The 17,654-nt window shown below is 73.2% G+C and carries 14 protein-coding genes; 12 read left to right on the top strand and 2 right to left on the bottom strand.

Annotated elements, in window-relative coordinates:
• Positions 1-108 precede the first annotated feature (108 nt).
• From lpdA to ACH4RC_RS08220, 7 genes are all read left to right on the top strand, one after another.
• On the top strand, positions 109-1,497 hold the full coding sequence (lpdA, locus tag ACH4RC_RS08250) for a dihydrolipoyl dehydrogenase (RefSeq protein ID WP_398196871.1): 1,389 nt from the start codon (positions 109-111) through the stop codon (positions 1,495-1,497).
• Between the two features lie 113 nt (positions 1,498-1,610).
• Positions 1,611-3,392 carry a 2-oxoglutarate dehydrogenase, E2 component, dihydrolipoamide succinyltransferase gene (gene sucB / locus ACH4RC_RS08245; protein WP_398196869.1) on the top strand — a complete coding sequence of 594 codons (1,782 nt, stop codon included), beginning with the start codon at positions 1,611-1,613 and terminating at the stop codon, positions 3,390-3,392.
• A 164-nt stretch (positions 3,393-3,556) separates the two neighbouring features.
• Positions 3,557-4,180, top strand: coding sequence for a GntR family transcriptional regulator (locus ACH4RC_RS08240; RefSeq protein WP_398196867.1), 624 nt, complete (start codon positions 3,557-3,559; stop codon positions 4,178-4,180).
• A gap of 283 nt (positions 4,181-4,463) precedes the next feature.
• Entirely contained in the window at positions 4,464-7,169 is a 2,706-nt protein-coding gene (aceE, locus tag ACH4RC_RS08235) for a pyruvate dehydrogenase (acetyl-transferring), homodimeric type (RefSeq protein ID WP_398196865.1), read from the top strand.
• Positions 7,170-7,285: 116 nt separating this feature from the next.
• On the top strand, positions 7,286-8,083 hold the full coding sequence (locus tag ACH4RC_RS08230) for a VOC family protein (RefSeq protein ID WP_398196862.1): 798 nt from the start codon (positions 7,286-7,288) through the stop codon (positions 8,081-8,083).
• Between the two features lie 18 nt (positions 8,084-8,101).
• Complete coding sequence (locus tag ACH4RC_RS08225) at positions 8,102-9,103, top strand: helix-turn-helix transcriptional regulator (protein WP_398196860.1); 1,002 nt, start codon at positions 8,102-8,104, stop codon at positions 9,101-9,103.
• A 105-nt stretch (positions 9,104-9,208) separates the two neighbouring features.
• The gene (locus ACH4RC_RS08220) at positions 9,209-9,724 is read left to right on the top strand and encodes a DUF4240 domain-containing protein (protein ID WP_398197857.1); all 516 of its coding nucleotides are present in this window, start codon (positions 9,209-9,211) and stop codon (positions 9,722-9,724) included.
• Positions 9,725-9,947: 223 nt separating this feature from the next.
• Here ACH4RC_RS08220 and ACH4RC_RS08215 read toward each other — a convergent pair whose 3' ends face one another.
• On the bottom strand, positions 9,948-10,835 hold the full coding sequence (locus ACH4RC_RS08215) for a TIGR01777 family oxidoreductase (protein WP_398196858.1): 888 nt from the start codon (positions 10,833-10,835) through the stop codon (positions 9,948-9,950).
• Positions 10,836-10,867: 32 nt separating this feature from the next.
• Between ACH4RC_RS08215 and ACH4RC_RS08210 the strand changes: the two genes are divergently transcribed.
• From ACH4RC_RS08210 to ACH4RC_RS08200, 3 genes are read left to right on the top strand one after another with little or no spacing between them, the layout of a single operon-like run.
• Entirely contained in the window at positions 10,868-11,401 is a 534-nt protein-coding gene (locus ACH4RC_RS08210; RefSeq protein ID WP_398196855.1) for a GNAT family N-acetyltransferase, read from the top strand.
• A gap of 43 nt (positions 11,402-11,444) precedes the next feature.
• Positions 11,445-12,536, top strand: coding sequence for a PP2C family protein-serine/threonine phosphatase (locus ACH4RC_RS08205; RefSeq protein WP_398196853.1), 1,092 nt, complete (start codon positions 11,445-11,447; stop codon positions 12,534-12,536).
• Between the two features lie 59 nt (positions 12,537-12,595).
• Complete coding sequence (locus ACH4RC_RS08200; protein ID WP_398196850.1) at positions 12,596-13,933, top strand: hypothetical protein; 1,338 nt, start codon at positions 12,596-12,598, stop codon at positions 13,931-13,933.
• A gap of 69 nt (positions 13,934-14,002) precedes the next feature.
• Here ACH4RC_RS08200 and ACH4RC_RS08195 read toward each other — a convergent pair whose 3' ends face one another.
• Positions 14,003-14,755: a peptidoglycan recognition protein gene (locus ACH4RC_RS08195; protein ID WP_398197854.1), complete on the bottom strand. Its 753-nt coding sequence runs from the start codon at positions 14,753-14,755 to the stop codon at positions 14,003-14,005.
• 104 nt (positions 14,756-14,859) lie between these two features.
• Between ACH4RC_RS08195 and ACH4RC_RS08190 the strand changes: the two genes are divergently transcribed.
• Entirely contained in the window at positions 14,860-16,062 is a 1,203-nt protein-coding gene (locus ACH4RC_RS08190; protein ID WP_398196848.1) for a MarP family serine protease, read from the top strand.
• Positions 16,063-16,270: 208 nt separating this feature from the next.
• Positions 16,271-17,623, top strand: coding sequence for an NAD(P)/FAD-dependent oxidoreductase (locus ACH4RC_RS08185; RefSeq protein ID WP_398196845.1), 1,353 nt, complete (start codon positions 16,271-16,273; stop codon positions 17,621-17,623).
• Positions 17,624-17,654 lie beyond the last annotated feature (31 nt).

The raw sequence follows: 17,654 nt of genomic DNA, 5'->3' as shown, positions 1-17,654 counted from the left end.
CGGCAGGACAGGGCCCCCACCACAGGGCCGAAGAACGAGCGGCCGAACACCAGCCGCCGCGCGGTCATCGGAGACCGGCGTACGGCGCACATGCATGGAGGACGTGACGTGGCGAACGACGCCAGCACCGTTTTCGACCTAGTGATCCTCGGCGGTGGCAGCGGCGGTTACGCCGCGGCTCTGCGTGCCTCGCAGCTGGGTCTCGACGTCGCTCTGATCGAGAAGGGCAAGGTCGGCGGCACCTGCCTGCACAACGGCTGCATCCCGACGAAGGCCCTGCTGCACGCGGGCGAGATCGCCGACCAGGCCCGCGAGAGCGAGCAGTTCGGCGTCAAGGCGACCTTCGAGGGCATCGACATCGAGGCCGTCCACAAGTACAAGGACGACGTCATCTCCGGGCTCTACAAGGGCCTGCAGGGGCTGATCGCCTCGCGCAAGGTGACGTACATCGAGGGTGAGGGCAAGCTGTCCTCCCCGACCTCCGTGGACGTGAACGGCCAGCGAGTCCAGGGCCGCCACGTCCTCCTCGCGACCGGCTCCGTGCCGAAGTCGCTGCCGGGCCTGGAGATCGACGGCAACCGCATCATCTCCTCGGACCACGCGCTGAAGCTGGACCGCGTCCCGAAGTCGGCGATCGTGCTCGGCGGCGGCGTCATCGGCGTCGAGTTCGCCTCGGCGTGGAAGTCCTTCGGCACCGACGTCACCGTCGTCGAGGGCCTCAAGCACCTCGTGCCGGTCGAGGACGAGAACAGCTCGAAGCTTCTGGAGCGCGCGTTCCGCAAGCGCGGCATCAAGTTCAACCTCGGCACCTTCTTCGACAAGGCCGAGTACACGCAGGACGGCGTCCGCGTGACCCTCGCCGACGGCAAGACCTTCGAGGCCGAGGTGCTGCTCGTCGCCATCGGCCGCGGCCCGGTCTCCCAGGGCCTCGGCTACGAGGAGCAGGGCGTCGCCATGGACCGCGGCTACGTCCTCGTCGACGAGTACATGCGCACCAACGTCGAGACGATCTCGGCCGTCGGTGACCTCGTCCCGACGCTCCAGCTCGCGCACGTCGGCTTCGCCGAGGGCATCCTGGTGGCGGAGCGTCTCGCCGGTCTCAAGACCGTGCCGATCGACTACGACGGCGTGCCGCGGGTGACGTACTGCCACCCCGAGGTCGCGTCCGTGGGCATCACCGAGGCCAAGGCCAAGGAGATCTACGGTGCGGACAAGGTCGTCGCTCTGAAGTACAACCTTGCGGGCAACGGCAAGTCCAAGATCCTGAAGACCGCGGGCGAGATCAAGCTCGTGCAGGTCAAGGACGGTGCCGTGGTCGGCGTCCACATGGTCGGCGACCGTATGGGCGAGCAGGTCGGCGAAGCCCAGCTGATCTACAACTGGGAGGCGCTGCCCGCCGAGGTCGCCCAGCTGATCCACGCCCACCCGACGCAGAACGAGGCGATGGGCGAGGCCCACCTGGCGCTCGCCGGCAAGCCGCTGCACTCGCACGACTGAGCAGCGTCCGCGCCACGCCACAGCGTCGCGAGAACTGGGCGCGACGACCGACCGACACAGACTTCCGCAACACGGCACCCGTGGTTGCGCATCGTTAAGGAGCAACAGAAACCATGGCGGTTTCCGTATCCCTTCCGGCGCTCGGTGAGAGCGTCACCGAGGGCACTGTCACCCGCTGGCTGAAGGCCGAGGGCGAGCGCGTCGAGGTCGACGAGCCGCTGCTCGAGGTGTCGACCGACAAGGTCGACACCGAGATCCCCTCGCCCGCCGCCGGCGTGCTGGCCTCCATCAAGGTCGCCGAGGACGAGACCGTCGAGGTCGGCGCCGAGCTGGCCGTCATCGACGACGGCTCCGGCGCCCCGGCCCAGGAGCAGGCCCCGGCCGCCGAGCCGGCCCAGCCCGCCGAGGCCGCGCCGTCCACCGAGGCCGAGGCCCCCGCCCCGGCCCCGACCCCCGAGGCGTCGGCCGGTTCCGGCTCCGCCGAGGGCACCGACGTGACGCTGCCCGCGCTGGGCGAGTCCGTCACCGAGGGCACCGTCACCCGTTGGCTGAAGGAGGTCGGCGAGGAGGTCGCGGAGGACGAGCCCCTGCTCGAGGTCTCCACCGACAAGGTCGACACCGAGATCCCCTCCCCCGTCGCCGGTGTGCTCCTGGAGATCACCGTCGCCGAGGACGAGACCGCCGAGGTCGGCGCCAAGCTCGCCGTCATCGGTGCGCCCGGTGCCGCTCCGGCCGCCGCGCCCGCGCAGCCCGCCGCCCCCGCTCAGGAGGCTCCGGCGCCGCAGCAGGCCGCCCCGGCCCAGCAGGCCCCGGCCGCCCCCGCCGCTCCGGCTCCGGCGCCGCAGGCCCCCTCGGCCCCGGCCCCGCAGCAGCAGACCGCCCCGGCGCCCGACCCGGCCCCGTCGCAGCCCGCCCCGGCCCCGGCCCCGGCCGCCGCGCCCAAGGCACCGGCCTCCTCCGCCGCGGACGACGGCGCCTACGTGACGCCGCTGGTGCGCAAGCTCGCCTCGGAGAACAACGTGGACCTGTCCACGGTCAAGGGCTCCGGCGTCGGCGGCCGCATCCGCAAGCAGGACGTGACCGCCGCTGCCGAGGCCGCCAAGGCGCAGGCTCCGGCCGCCGCCCCGGCCGCCTCCGCGGCGCCGAAGTCCCCGGCCCTCGAGGCGTCGCCGCTGCGTGGCCAGACGGTCAAGCTGCCGCGCATCCGCAAGGCCATCGCGGACAACATGCACAAGGCGCTGCACGACCAGGCGCAGCTGTCCTCGGTCATCGAGGTCGACATCACGAAGCTGATGAAGCTCCGTGCCAAGGCCAAGGACGCGTTCGCCGCCCGCGAGGGCGTCAAGCTGTCCCCGATGCCGTTCTTCGTCAAGGCCGCCGTCCAGGCGCTGAAGGCCCACCCGGTCATCAACGCGCGCCTGAACTACGACGAGGGCACGATCACCTACTTCGACTCGGAGAACGTCGGCATCGCCGTCGACTCCGAGAAGGGCCTGATGACCCCGGTCATCAAGGGCGCGGGTGACCTCAACATCGCGGGCATCTCGAAGAAGACCGCGGAGCTGGCCAACAAGGTCCGCACGAACAAGATCGCCCCGGACGACCTGTCGGGCGCCACCTTCACGATCTCCAACACGGGGTCGCGCGGCGCGCTCTTCGACACGGTCATCGTCCCGCCGAACCAGGTCGCCATCCTGGGCATCGGTGCCACGGTGAAGCGCCCCGTCGTCATCGACCACCCGGACCTGGGCGAGACCATCGCCGTCCGCGACATGACGTACGTGACGCTCTCCTACGACCACCGTCTGGTGGACGGCGCGGACGCCGCCCGCTACCTGACGACGGTCAAGCAGATCCTCGAGGCCGGCGAGTTCGAGGTCGAGCTGGGTCTGTAGTACGACGAGCACCGTCTGTAGTACTTCGCCGTACTTCAGGCAGTACTTCAAGGTGGCGGCTGTTACCAGCCTCACCTGTGGCGCCCCCGTCCGGAGCACCTCCGGGCGGGGGCGCCGCCGTATTGTCTAGTCGTCAACTCCCTTGGCCCTCCGGAGGAGCCCTCATGACCACGCCGGTCGTCCACTCGCTGCGCGAGCAGATCCGCGAGCACATCGTGGAGGGGATCGTCAGCGGCCGCTGGAAGCCGGGTGAGCGCATCGTGGAGCGCCGGATCGCCACGGAGCTGGAGGTCAGCCAGACGCCCGTACGGGAGGCGCTGCGGGAGCTGGAGTCGCTGCGGCTGATCGAGTCGGCGCCCAACAAGGGTGTTCGGGTCCGCAATCTGTCGGCGGCCGACCTGGAGGAGAGCTATCCGGTGCGGGCCGGTCTGGAGGCGATCGCGGCGGAGCTCGCCTGTGGCCGTCTGGCGGAGGACTGCTCGGCCCTGGAGCCCCATGTCGCCGCGCTCTACCGGGCCGACCAGGAGGCCGACGGGACCGCGCAGGTGCGGCACACGGTCGGGTTCCACCGGGAGCTGGTGCGGGCCGCGGGTAATTCTGTGCTGCTGCACACATGGGAAGGGCTCGGGATCGAGGTCTTCACCGCGCTGTCCATCCGGTGGCTGGGGACCGTTCAGCAGTCCTACGCGGAGGAGCACGAGGCGCTTGTCGCGGCGTTTCGGCGGCGGGATCCCGAGATCGCGGCGCTGGTCAAGGCGCATGTTCTCGGGTGTGCGCCCCGTCCTTGACGGCGGATTCGCCTGCCATGTGCGGTGCGTCGCGGTCCGATCGCGCATCGTGGCCGTTCGCGCAGTTCCCCGCGTCCCTGGCGGGGCACGGAGTGCCCCGGGTCGTGGCACCTTGTGCCTACTTTCTCGATCTGGAGAGGTTTTACCCGGCGAACCTTTGATCGATCATCGATCACGGAGTTATTGTCACTGGCGGGTCTCCACCGGGACCCCGCCCTGTCCTGCCAAAGACCAAGGGCACCCCCACCCCACCCCCTTCGACTCAGGAAGGCGTGCGGCGACTATGACCGACCCCATGCGCATCCAGCCGAGCGAGCTCGACCAGCTCCCGGACCGCGACCCCGAGGAGACCGCCGAATGGCAGGCCTCCCTGGACGCCGTCACCAAGGCGGCCGGGCCGCACCGTGCCGCGCAGCTGATGCGACGCACGCTGGAGCGCGGCGAGGCCGGCGGCCTGCCGCTGCCCAAGCTCCTGTCGACCGAGTACATCAACTCGATCCCCACCTCCGCCGAGCCGGACTTCCCCGGTGACATGGAGATGGAAGCCAAGATCACCGCGTACAACCGCTGGAACGCGGCCGCGATGGTGACCCGTGGCTCGAAGCACGGCGTCGGCGGCCACATCGCCACCTTCGCCTCGGCCGCCTGGCTGTACGAGACCGGCTTCAACCACTTCTTCAAAGGCAAGGAGGGGGACGGCTCCGGCGACCAGCTGTACATCCAGGGCCACGCCTCCCCCGGCATCTACGCCCGCGCCTTCCTCGACGGCCGCCTCTCCGAGGCGCAGCTCGACAACTTCCGCCGCGAGGCGGGGGGCGACGGTCTGCCGTCGTACCCGCACCCGCGCCGGCTGCCGTGGCTGTGGGAGTTCCCGACCGTGTCGATGGGCCTCGGCCCGCTCTCCGCGATCTACCAGGCACGGTTCAACCGCTACCTGACCGCGCGGAACATCAAGGACACCTCGAACTCGCACGTCTGGGCCTTCCTCGGCGACGGCGAGATGGACGAGCCCGAGTCGACCTCGGCGCTCACCCTCGCGGCCCGCGAGGGTCTGGACAACCTGACCTTCGTCATCAACTGCAACCTGCAGCGCCTGGACGGCCCGGTCCGCCCGAACTTCCGCGTCGTGCAGGAGCTCGAGGCGCAGTTCCGCGGCTCCGGCTGGAACGTCATCAAGTCGATGTGGGGCAACGCGTGGGACGAGCTGTTCCAGCTCGACACCACCGGCGCGCTCCTGGAGCGGCTCCGTGAGGTCCCGGACGCCCAGTTCCAGACGTACCAGACGCGCGACGTCGCCTACATCCGCGAGAACTTCTTCGGCACCGGCCCGGCGCTGGTCGAGCTCGCGAAGGTCCTGTCCGACGACAAGATCTCCGAGTGCTTCCACACCTCGCGCGGCGGCCACGAGCCCCGCAAGGTGTACGCGGCGTACAAGGCGGCCGTCGAGCACAAGGGCGCCCCGACGGTCATCCTCACGCAGACCGTCAAGGGCTTCACGCTCGGCAAGGGCTTCGAGTCGAAGAACGCCAACCACCAGATGAAGAAGCTGACGATCGACGAGTTCAAGGACATGCGTGACCTCCTTGACCTGCCGATCCCGGACAGCCGCTTCGAGGACGGTGTCGTTCCTTACGCGCGTCCCGCCGAGGGCTCGCCCGAGCTGCGCTACCTGGCGGAGCGCCGTGCCGCCCTGGGCGGTCCGGCCCCGGCCCGCCGTACGCAGCCGCTCGCGCCGCTGCCCGCCCCCGCCGACAAGGCGTTCGCCTCGTTCGACAAGGGCTCCGGCTCGCAGTCCGTCGCCTCGACGATGGCGCTCGTACGGCTCCTGAAGGACCTCGTACGGGACAAGACGTCCGGCAAGCGCTGGGTGCCGATCATCCCCGACGAGGCGCGCACCTTCGGCATGGAGTCGCTGTTCCCGTCGCTCGGCCTGTACTCGCCCAAGGGGCAGACGTACGACCCGGTCGACCGTGACCAGCTCATGTACTACAAGGAGTCCGAGTCGGGCCAGATCCTCAACGAGGGGATCAACGAGGCGGGCTCGCTCGCCGACTTCATCGCCGCCGCCACGTCGTACTCGACGCACGGCGAGCAGATGATCCCGCTGTACATCTTCTACTCGATGTTCGGCTGGCAGCGCACCGGCGACCAGTTCTGGCAGCTCGCCGACCAGATGGGCCGCGGCTTCGTCGTCGGCGCCACCGCGGGACGCACGACGCTGACGGGTGAGGGGCTGCAGCACGCGGACGGCCACTCGCCGATGATCGCGGCGACCAACCCGGCGGCCCTGTCGTACGACCCGGCCTTCGCGTACGAGATCGCGGTCATCATGAAGGAGGGCCTGCGCCGCATGTACGGCGAGGCCAAGCCGGGCGAGGACCAGGACGTCTTCTACTACCTGACGGTCTACAACGAGCCGATGCCGCAGCCGGCCAAGCCGGGCGTGGAGGGTCTCGACGAGGCCATCATCAAGGGTCTGTACCGCTTCAACACGGCGGAGACCGCGGGCGTGGACGTGGCGGCGGCGAACGCCCCGCGCATCAACCTCATCGGCTCCGGTACGGCCATCCACTGGACCCTCAAGGCGCAGCGGCTGCTCGCCGAGGAGTGGGGCGTCGCCGCCGACGTGTGGTCGGCGACCTCCTGGACCGAGCTGCGCCGTGACGCCCTCGATGCCGACGAGGCGCTGCTGAAGGGCGAGGAGCGGATCCCGTTCGTCCGCCAGGCGCTCGCCGGTGCGCAGGGCCCGGTCCTGGCCGTCTCCGACTACATGCGCCAGGTTCCCGACCAGATCGCGCAGTGGGTCGAGCAGGACTACACCTCGCTGGGCGCGGACGGCTTCGGCCTCTCCGACACCCGTGAGGACGCGCGCCGCCACTTCGGTGTCGACGCCGAGTCGATCGTCGTCGCGGCCCTCGCCCAGCTCGCCCGCCGCGGCGAGGTCAAGGCGACGGCCGTGAAGGAGGCGCGCGAGCGCTACGGCCTGTAGTACCTGCCGGTTCCTACCGGTCGCGTCTGTGCCCTGTCCCGATTGCCGGGGCAGGGCACGCGTGCGTGAATGGACGGGTCGTCAAGGGGGGCTGCCCGGCCGTGGGAGGCATTCGCGTGCAGATCTCCAAGACCCCCTCCGCTCCCTGCTGGGCCGACCTGTCCACGCCGGACCCGGACGGGGCCCGTAGCTTCTACGAGGCGCTGTTCGGCTGGCGTTCGCGGCCCGCGGACGACCCGGCGACCGACGGCTACGCCATGTTCGCGCTCGACGCCGAGGACGGGCACCTGGTCGCCGGGGTCGGCCCGGCGGCGGAACCGCGCGAGCCCGCGGCCTGGCTGCCGTACTTCCAGTCCAGCGGGATCGACGCGGTCACCGCGCGCGTGGGCGGCAATCGCGGCCGGGTCGTCGCCGGTCCGGTGCCCGTGGCGGGGCAGGGCAGGCTCGCGGTCTGCCAGGATCCGGCGGGGGCCCCGTTCGGCCTGTGGGACCCGCTGTCGCACGCGGGCTTCGAAGCGGTGGACGTGCCGAGCAGCTTCTGCTGGTTCGAGCTGCTCACGCGGGACGGGGCGGGCGCGGTGGACTTCTACCAGTCGGTGCTCGGCTGGGGCACGCGACAGCGCCCCTTCGGCGACGGGGCCACGTACACGGAGTGGACGGTGGCGGACGACGCCTTCGGCGGGATGGTCGACATGTCGACCGCCTCGGCCGGCGAGTTCCCGCTCGATCTGCCCTCCCACTGGAACCTCTACGTCGCCGTGGACGCCCCGGACGCCACGGCCGCGCGCTGCGAGGAGCTGGGCGGGCGCGTCCTGGTGGCGCCGACGGCGATCCCGACGGGCCGGTCCGCCGTCCTCGCGGATCCGCAGGGCGCGACGTTCTCGGTCATGCACTTCACCACCACGAGGGGCTGAGCTGTCCATGATGGCGGCATGCGTGCTGCCCGCCTGATCAAGATGGTGCTGTTGCTCCAGTCCCGGCCGTCGATGACCGCCGCCGAGCTGGCGCGCGAACTGGAGGTCTCCGAGCGGACGGTGACGCGCGACGCGCAGGCGCTCTCGGAGGCGGGCGTCCCGGTCTACGCGGACCGGGGCCGGGTCGGCGGCTACCGGCTGATCGGCGGATACCGTACGCGGCTGACGGGCCTGGCCCGCGGCGAGGCGGAGGCGCTGTTCCTGTCCGGGGTGCCCGGGGCGCTGCGCGAGATGGGCCTGGCGGACGCGGCGTCGGCGGCCCGGCTCAAGGTGTCGGCGGCGCTGACCCCGTCGGTGCGGGACGCGTCGCGCACGGCGGCGCAGCGGTTCCACCTGGACGCGCCGGGCTGGTTCCAGGAGCCGCGCACCCCCGAGCTGCTGCCCGCGGTCGCGGAGGCGGTGTGGGGCGACCGGGCGCTGCGGGTCGCGTACGCGCGCCGGGACCGGCGGGCGGATCCGGTGGAGCGGGAGCTGGAACCGTACGGCCTCGTTCTGAAGGCGGGCGTCTGGTATCTGGCGGCGGCCGTGCGCGACGGGGAGGGGTCCGCGGGGGAGCAGCGGGTGTACCGCATCGACCGGTTCACGTCCGTGGAGGCGCTGGACGAGCGGTTCGAGCGGGACGAGGAGTTCGACCTGCCCGCGTTCTGGGCGGAGCGGGCGGCGGAGTTCGCGCGGGCGATCCTCCGTGCCGAGGTGGTCGTACGGCTGACGGCCGACGGTGTACGGCAGCTGCCGTACGCCACCGGTACGGCGTCCGCGCGGGAGGCGATGGAGTCGGCGGGTCCCGCGGACGCGGACGGGCGGGTGACGGTGACGCTGCCGGTCGAGTCGGAGGACGTGGCGTACACCCAGCTCATGGGGCTCGGGCCGGAGGCGGAGGTGGTGGCTCCGGCGTCTCTGCGGGAACGGTTCGCCGAGGCGGGGCGGCGGATGAAGGGGTGGTACGAGCAGGGCGGGTGACGGGCCGTCGGCGGGGTGCCCTGGGCATGTGCATGCGTAACGAAGTGGCGCACGTCCGACGCTCGGCGTGCGGCCCCCCGGCACAGGGCCGATGCTTGTCCCGTGATGGACGAGACCGAGTTCTGGGAGATCGTGGACAGCACCCGCGAGGCCGCCGAGGGCGACCCCGAGGACCACGCCGAGCTGCTCGTCGACAGACTCCTGCGCTCCGATCCCGACTCGGTGCTCGACTTCGCCCGGCACTTCGAGTCCCGCTACAACCGCGCCTACCGCTGGGACCTCTGGGGCGCGGCGTGGGTGCTGCTCGGCGGGGCCAGCGATGACGCGTTCGACTACTTCCGGTGCTGGCTGATCGGGCAGGGCCGGGAGGTCTTCGAGGGGGCCCTGCACGACCCCGACTCGCTGGCGGAGTCCCTGGGCGAGTTCGACGAGGACGTCGACGGGGACGGGGAGGATCTCGGTTACGCGGCGGACGAGGCGTACGAGGAGCTGACCGGCACGGTCGCGCCCGACCTGGGCCTGGCCCCGGCCCCCGCGGAGCCCGACGGCACCCCGATCGACTTCGAGAACGAGTCCCTGCTGGCCGGCCTGTACCCCCGCCTGACGGAACGTTTCGGATAGCGCGCCGCGCCACACCGACCGGCGTCCCGCCGCAAGACTCCACCGCATCGCCGAGCACCATCACGTATTGGCCGATCGCGCAGCCCCCCGCACCCCTGAAGCATGCGGCTCCGCCGCAGTCGCATAGGGGGGCGCGATACACACGCGCCCCCGAGATGCCGCACGCAGTGCGCATCCCAGGGGCGCGGGGAACGGCGCGACCAGCCACGACGAGACCCGCAGCTCACGCGGAGCGAATCGCCTGCTCCAGGCCGGGGAACGCAAACTCGAACCCCGACTCGAGGAGACGGGTGGGCACGGCCCGGGTGGAGCCCAGCACCTCCCCCGCCATTTCCCCGAGCACCAGGCGGAGCGCAGGCGCGGGCGCGGGAAACAGCGCGGGCCGCCGAAGCACACGCCCCATCGCCGCCGCGACCTCCCGATTCGTCGCCGGATGCGGAGCGGTCAGGTTGACCGGGCCGGCCAGGCCCTCCGTGTCGAGGCAGTGCCGCAGCGCAGCCACATGATCATGCAGCGCGATGTACGACCAGTACTGCCGCCCGTCCCCGAGCCGCCCGCCGAGCCCCGCTTTGAACAGCGGGAACAGCTTCCCCCAGGCGCCCCCGGCGCGGGACACGACGAGCCCCGTACGCGGGAGGACCGTACGGACGCCCGCCTCGCGCGCGGGCGCGACCGCCGCCTCCCACTCCACGCACAGGGACGCGAGGAACCCCTCCCCCGCCGGCGCGGACTCGTCGACGGCGCGGCTGCCCGTGGACCCGTAGTAGCCGACGGCGCTGCCGTTGACGAAGACGCGCGGCGGCGTGGACAGCCCCGCGATCGCCTCGGCCAGGGTCCGGGTCCCCAGGACCCTGCTGTCGCGGATCTCCCGCTTGTACGCGTCCGTCCACCGGCGATCGCCGATCCCGGCACCGGCGAGGTTGACGACGGCGTCGCACCCGGCGAGCCGCTCGACGTCCACCTCCCCCTTCTTCGGGTCCCAGCGGACCTCGTCCGCCGCGCGCGGGGCCCGGCGCACCAGGCGCAGCACATCGTGTCCGTCACCGGTCAGGGAGCGGACGAGGGCCGAGCCGGTCAGTCCGGAGGCGCCCGCCACCGCGATACGTGTCATGCCTCCATCCTGCCGGTCGTACAGTGACGCGCATGTCGCAGCAGCCACCGCTCGTACGTTTCGCCGTGCTGGACGACGACGAGGCCCTGAGCCGCCTGGACCGGGACACCTGGTCGTCGCTGCACGCGGTCGTGGAGCCGCCCGCGCCGCCCCACCCGCCGTTCTTCAGCGGGCGACTCGGCCCGCGCGACCATCTCGTGGCCGAGCTGCACGGGCGGGTCGTGGGCTACATCCGCCTGGCCAGGCCGACGCCGCTGCCCTCGAACGCGCACGTCAGGCAGGTGCAGGGGCTGGCCGTCGCGACCGCCGCGCGCGGGCACGGCGTGGGCCGGACGCTGGTGCGGGCCGCGGTCGAGGAGTCACGGCGGCAGGGCGCGCGCCGCATCACGCTGCGGGTGCTCGGCCACAACACCCCGGCCCGCACGCTGTACGAGGCCGAGGGCTTCGTCGTGGAGGGGGTGCTGCCCGGGGAGTTCCTGATCGACGGGGAGTACGTGGACGACGTATGCATGGGGCGGTCGCTGCTCGGCGGCGCGCGGCGGAGTGCGGGGGCAGGCGACTCGTAGCAGGGTTGAGGGCGTAGGCCGTCGCGAAGGGAGCCCTGCCGGCATGACCTGGCCCGTGGCGCGCCGCCGTGACGGGGAGGAGCGCGCCTGGCTGCGCGGCGCGCCGCCGCCCCGGTGGTTGCGCTGGCTGCCCATCGTGCTGCTCGTCGGTCTGGGCGCGCTCCAGGTGGGCACGGAGCAGCACCTGGAGCTGGGCTTCCTCCTCGGCGCGATCCCGCCGCTCGCCGCCCTGTCGTACGGGCCGGTGGCGACGGGCCTGCTCGGCGCCGTCGTCACGGTGATCCTGGCGCTGCCCCCTGCGGGGTTCGGCCGCCCCGGCAACAGCGACGTGCTGATCGTGCTGTTCGTCTCCGTGCTGAGTGTGCTGATCGCCTGGGTGCGCCAGCGCCGCGACGAGCATCTGGTGACGGTGCGTACGGTCGCGGAGGCCGCCCAGTTCGCGGTGTTGCCGCCGCTGCCGGAGCGGGTGGGGCGGGTGCGGTGCGCGGGCCTGTACCGGGCGGCGCACCGCGGGGCGCTGGTCGGCGGGGACTTCTTCGACGTGCGGCGCGGACCGCACGGGGTGCGGGCGGTGGTCGGTGACGTACAGGGACACGGCCTGTCCGCGGTGGGGACGGTGGCGGGGCTGCTCGGCGCGTTCCGGGAGGCGGTGCTCGACCAGCCGGACCTGGAGGGCGTGGCGGCGCGGCTCGACCGCCGCCTCGTCGTGGACACGGCCGGCGACGAGCTGGCCGAGCTGTTCGCGACGGCGGTGCTCCTGGAGTTCCCGGACGACTCCTCCGTCGTACGGATCGTCAGCTGCGGCCACCCGTGCCCGCTGCTGCTGCGCGGCGGGCGCGTGACGGAGATCCCGGTGCCGTCGGGGGCGCCGCTGGGCGTCGGGCTCGACGTCGAACCGCCCGTGGGGATCTCGCTCGGCCTGCGCCGCGGGGACCGGCTGCTCGCGCTGACCGACGGGGTGACGGAGGCGCGGGACTCGGCGGGCCGCTTCTATCCGCTGGCGGAGCGGCTGCGGAGCCATGCCTCCGACGAACCGGCGGCGCTGACGGACGCGGTGTGGCGGGACGTGGTGCGGTTCGCGGGAACGGTCCGGGACGACCTGACGCTGCTCGTCTTCGCCCCGGACGTTCCCTGAGCTCCGCGAGGGTGCCCCCGGGCGTGCCTCACGGAACGTGAAGTGTGAACGTAGGGGCCATGAACTACCTGGGTCTCCGGCTCCGCCCGGGGCGTCGCCGTACCGCGACCGCCGTCTCCGTACTGCTGCTGCCACTGACGCTGTCCTCGCTGTCCGCGTGCTCGGACGACGACGGGACGGCGACGCCGCCGGTGGCGTCCCCGCCCGCGACGGCGAGCGGCGCGCGGTGCGAGACGGCTCCGCTCGCCGCGGACCAGGGCTCGGGCGCGGCGCCCGCGCCGACGGGTGCGTACACGCTGGACAGCGGTGAGCGGGCGGCGCCGGACACGGAGGAGTTCGAGACGGCCCGGCGGGACGAGTCGGCGGTGCTCGTGTCCGGCTCCGGCCACCTGTCGACGCGTGACTCGCACATCACCAAGCGGGGCGGCACCTCGTCCCTCGACGCGTCCGGCCGCCGCGGTCTGAACGCGGCCGCGCTGGCCCGGGACGGCGGCCGTCTCGACCTGTCCGGCGGCTGGTTCTCCACCAAGGGCAGGGGCGCGACCGGTGTCTTCGCCTCGGGCGAGGGGACGCGCGCGACGCTCAGCGCGAGCGCGGTACGCACCAAGGGCTCGTACGCGCCCGCCGTGCGGGCGGCCGACGGGGGCGAGGCCGAGCTGACGTACGCCGAGATCGAGACGGCGGGCGCGCAGGCGCCGCCGGTCGCGGCGGGTCCGGACGGTGCGAAGGTGGCGGTGTACGACTCGACGATGACCTCGGCGGGCTGCGGTTCGCCCGGTGTGCAGACGGCCGGGGACGTGTCGGTGACGGGCACGCTGTTCGACCTGGCGAACTCCGAGGCGTTCACGGTGGAGGCCGGCGGGTCGCTGTCCCTGAGGAACGTACGGGCGACCGCCGCCGCGGGCGGGGTGGTGCTGCGCGGCGACGGCGACACGTCGTTCGCGATGTCCGGTGGGTCGATCCAGGCGGCGGACGGCGACCTCTTCTCCGTACGGGAGGCGATCGCGGACGTGCGGCTGAGCGGCGGGGCGGAGCTCAAGACGAAGGGCGGCAAGCTGCTGCGGGTCCGTGACAGGGGCGTCGTGACTCTCGCGGCGGACGGCGAGAAGCTGAAGGGGGACGTGGTCGTCGCCGACGGCTCGGCCTCCCTCGAACTGACCGGCCGCACCAGGCTGGACGGGGCCGTCGCGGGCGCCTCCATGACGCTCGGCCCCCGCGCCAGGTGGTCGGTCTCCGGGGACTCCCGGCTCGAGGGCCTGGACCTCGGCTCCGGGGCGCGCCTGTCCAAGGTGATCGACGGGAACGGGCACTCGGTGACCTACGACCGCTCCGCGAGCCCCGGCCTCCACGGCAAGACGTACCGGCTGACCGGAGGCGGAACGCTGCGTCCCGCCTAGAGCCTGTCCAGAGTTCTGCGCGGGCCGGCGGTCGGCCGCGCACCTGTCGCGGCACTTCCCGCGGAGCGCTCAGCCGCGCTTCTGCAGGCGGGCGGCGCGTTCGCGGATCGCCGGGAGTTCGCGCATCAGCGCCTCGCCGGGGCACTCGGTCTCGTAGCCGTCGCGGTGGCCGGAGATCGTGTGGAAGTCGGCGGAGGTGCCCTTCTTGTAGCGGCTCAGGCTGTTGCTGCTGGTGAGGCGGGTGGTGGAGCGCGGGTCGACGTCGGACATGCCGAGTTTCCACGCGGCGAGCGCGGCGATGGAGTCGGCCATCGCCCGCGGCACCGGGGTGCCCTCGCCGAAGGTGCCGATGGCGGCGATCCCGGCGGTGTCCTGGTTGAAGCCCTGGGTGTGGGCACCTACGACGGGCCGGTTCACGCCGCCGGCCCGTCCCTCGTAGACGGTGCCGCAGCGGTCGACGAGGAAGTTGTAGCCGATGTCGTCCCACTCCTTGCCGCCGGCCTGGCCCGCGTAGACGAAGCGGATGATCTCGGGGACGTCGGCGCAGTCGTAGCCGTTGGGCGAGTCGGTGTGGTGGATGAAGACGGCGACGACACGGTCCCCGTACCGGACGGGGTCGCGGTCGTAGGTCTTCATGGAGCCCAGCCACCGCGAGCGCGGCACGACGCGCGGCGCCGGGGCGGCGTGCGCGCCGCTCGCCCGGTCCGCCGGAACGGCCGTGGCCTCCCGGTCCGCCGCCCCCGGACGGTCGCCCGCGACAGCACACAGCACCAGAGCCGCGAGGGCCACTCCCCCGGGCGCCCGGCGCACCACCCTCCGCATCCCACGCACGCCTCCCACTCTCGGACGCGGAGGCGCTGTGCGGTCTCCCACATGTAGGCCGGTTGGCGGAACCAGCACGGCCACCGCGTTCGTTTGTTACCGATATGGACCCGCAGAACCACGTCCTCGACGGCGTACTCATCGTGCTCGCGCTCGTCTATGCCGTCTCCGGCTACCGGCGCGGGCTGCTCGCGGGCCTCGTCTCACTCGCCGGGTTCGTCGGCGGCGCGGTCGTCGGCGTCTGGCTGCTGCCGTACCTGATGGACTCGGTCACGCCCGGCACGTCGACGGCGACGGTGGTCGCCGTCGTCACGGTGCTGCTGCCCGCGGTCGCCGGACAGGCGCTCGCCGGGCGCCTCGCCGCGCGGGTGCGCGGCGGGATGGACCGGGCGCCGGGCCCGCTGCGGGTGGCGGACGGGGCGGGCGGCGCGGTCGCGAGCGCGGCGGCGGTGCTGGTCGTCGCGTGGGTGGCGGGCAGCGTCCTCGCGTCGTCGTCCTCGGCGGCGCTGAACCAGGCGATCCGGGGTTCGTCGGTGCTCGGCGCGGTCCACGACACCATGCCGTCCTCGACCCCGGGCTGGTTCTCGCGGGCCACCGGGGCGCTCACCTCGGCCGGGTTCCCGCAGGTCTTCGACCCGTTCTCGAACGAGCCGTCGGCCGAGGTCGCGACCCCCTCCGGGGACAACGTGACGGCGGCGGCGACGCGGGCCGCGCAGCGCAGCACGGTGAAGGTCGAGGGCTCCTCCGGCACCCAGGGCCGCGAGGGCAGCGGCTTCGTGTACTCGCCCCAGCACGTCATGACCAACGCGCACGTGGTCGCGGGCATCGACGACCCGTCGGTCCGGGTGGGCGGCGTCGGCCGCGCCTACGCCGCGCGCGTCGTCCTCTTCGACCCCGACAAGGACGTCGCCGTCCTCTACGTCCCCGACCTGCGCGCCCCGGCCCTCCCCCTCGACGACAGCGCCTCGCGCGGCGCCGCGGCGGTCGTCGCGGGCTACCCCGAGAACGGCGGCCTCGACCTCCAGGCGGCCACGGTCGCCGACACGATCCGCGCGGGCGGCCAGAACATCTACGGCTCCGGCACGGTCACCCGCGAGATCTACTCCATCCGCTCCACGGTCCTCCCCGGCAACTCCGGCGGCCCCCTCCTCACCACGGACGGCCGCGTCTACGGCGTGGTCTTCGCCCGCTCCACGACGGACGCGGGCACGGGTTACGTCCTGACGGCGGACGAGGTGACCCCGGAGGCGAGGAGCGCGGCGACCGCGAAGGAGGCGGTGGACACGGGGGCGCTGGTCGCCTCGTAGCGCGGCCCGTGTCGTGGCGCGGCCCGTGGTGGCCGGGCGGGGCGCACCCCCATGTCACTGCGTGCCTCCGTGCCGCCCCCGCGCGCGACTGTTCCTGGGGGCGAGCGGATCTAGCCTCGTCCAGAACCCGGGTATTCCGCGGCCTTGTTGAGGGCATGACGCCTCCGGGAACGAGCCGCCGCCGGCCGCGCAACTCTGGGAGGGGCACGTGGTTGAGCCCGCTGACGCAGGAGCAGGGGCTGTCGTCGTCGTAGGGGCCGGGGTGGCGGGACTCGCCGCGGCCCAGCACCTGGCCAGGGCAGGTGTACGGGTCCTGGTCCTGGAGGCCGGCGGCACGGTCGGGGGCCGGATGTCCACCGAGAAGGTCGACGGGTTCCGGCTCGACCGGATCGGACGGCCGCTGTCCACCGCCTACCCCGAACTGCGCCACGCCCCCGGCCTCGACGGTCTCGTGCTGCGGCTGTTCGCACCCGGCGTCCTGGTGCACAGCGCGGGCCGCCGCCACCGCGCGGGCGAACCGACCGACCCCCGGCGCGCGAGGGGCGCATTCACCGCGGCGCGCGCCCTTGCGACCGCCCCGCGCCCTCCGCGCGGCACACGCCCACCGCTCGGCGGCCCCCTGGACCACGCACGGCTCGGCGCGGCCCTCGCCCGGCTCGCCGCGACCGACCCCGCCCGGCTCCTCGCCCGCCCCGAACTCTCCACCGGCCGCGCCCTGTCGGCCCGTTCGCTGCCTGCCCGGACCCTCCACGGCTTCGTACGCCCGCTGCTGTCGGCCCTGTTGTGCGACCCGGAGCTGACGACGTCCAGCAGGTGCGCCGACCTCGCGCTGCACGCCTACGCCGCGGGCCGCCTCGCCGTACCGGAGGGCGGCGCCGACACGCTCCCCGAACTGCTCGCGGCCACCCTGCCGCCGGGCACCGTGCACACCGGGGTCCGGGCCACCGCCGTCTCGGCGAACTCGGTCACCACGGCCGACAACGGCCGACTCCCCTGCCGCGGCGTCGTGCTGGCGACCGACGCGGCCGCCGCCGCCGAACTCCTGCCCGGCCTGCGCGTGCCCGCCTTCCACGAGGTGACCGTCGTGCACCACGCGGCGCCCGAGCCGCCCCTCACCGAACCCGCGCTGCTGCTCGACGCCGACCGGCTCGGACCGGTCGCGCACACCTCCGTCATCAGCCTGGTCGACCCGGTCCGGGCCCCGGCGGGCCGCGCGCTCGTCTCCTCGACGGTGCTCGGCCCGCCACCCACAGACCGGGAGCTGCGCCGCCACCTGGCCGCGCTCTACGGCACGTCGACGTCCGCCTGGGAGACCCTGGCCGTCCACCACACCCCGCACGCGGTCCCGGCCATGCCCGCCCCGCACGACCTCCGCCGCCCCGTCCGCCTGCTCGACGGCCTGTACGTGTGCGGCGACCACCGCGACACCAGCACGGTCCAGGGCGCGCTCACCTCGGGCCGCCGAGCGGCCCGGGCGGCACTGCGCGACCTGGGCCTCCCGGCCGCCCCGGCGCGGAGCCACCCGCAGGAGACCCGCCCAGTACGGGACAAGGCGGCCTGAGGCCCGGCCGGTTACGGGACCGGGCCGCCCG

This window comes from Streptomyces sp. NPDC016845 (assembly GCF_044332585.1).
Lineage (GTDB): Bacteria > Actinomycetota > Actinomycetes > Streptomycetales > Streptomycetaceae > Streptomyces.
Note: the sequence above shows the minus strand (reverse complement) of the source record. Positions and strands in the feature narration are given on the sequence as shown.

Coding starts and splice junctions, on each gene's coding strand:
- sucB (WP_398196869.1), top strand. CDS start 1,611: ATGGCGGTTTCCGTATCCCTTCCGGCGCTCGGTGAGAGCGTCACCGAG.
- ACH4RC_RS08240 (WP_398196867.1), top strand. CDS start 3,557: ATGACCACGCCGGTCGTCCACTCGCTGCGCGAGCAGATCCGCGAGCAC.
- aceE (WP_398196865.1), top strand. CDS start 4,464: ATGACCGACCCCATGCGCATCCAGCCGAGCGAGCTCGACCAGCTCCCG.
- ACH4RC_RS08225 (WP_398196860.1), top strand. CDS start 8,102: ATGCGTGCTGCCCGCCTGATCAAGATGGTGCTGTTGCTCCAGTCCCGG.
- ACH4RC_RS08220 (WP_398197857.1), top strand. CDS start 9,209: ATGGACGAGACCGAGTTCTGGGAGATCGTGGACAGCACCCGCGAGGCC.
- ACH4RC_RS08215 (WP_398196858.1), bottom strand. CDS start 10,835: ATGACACGTATCGCGGTGGCGGGCGCCTCCGGACTGACCGGCTCGGCC.
- ACH4RC_RS08210 (WP_398196855.1), top strand. CDS start 10,868: ATGTCGCAGCAGCCACCGCTCGTACGTTTCGCCGTGCTGGACGACGAC.
- ACH4RC_RS08205 (WP_398196853.1), top strand. CDS start 11,445: ATGACCTGGCCCGTGGCGCGCCGCCGTGACGGGGAGGAGCGCGCCTGG.
- ACH4RC_RS08200 (WP_398196850.1), top strand. CDS start 12,596: ATGAACTACCTGGGTCTCCGGCTCCGCCCGGGGCGTCGCCGTACCGCG.
- ACH4RC_RS08195 (WP_398197854.1), bottom strand. CDS start 14,755: ATGCGGAGGGTGGTGCGCCGGGCGCCCGGGGGAGTGGCCCTCGCGGCT.
- ACH4RC_RS08190 (WP_398196848.1), top strand. CDS start 14,860: ATGGACCCGCAGAACCACGTCCTCGACGGCGTACTCATCGTGCTCGCG.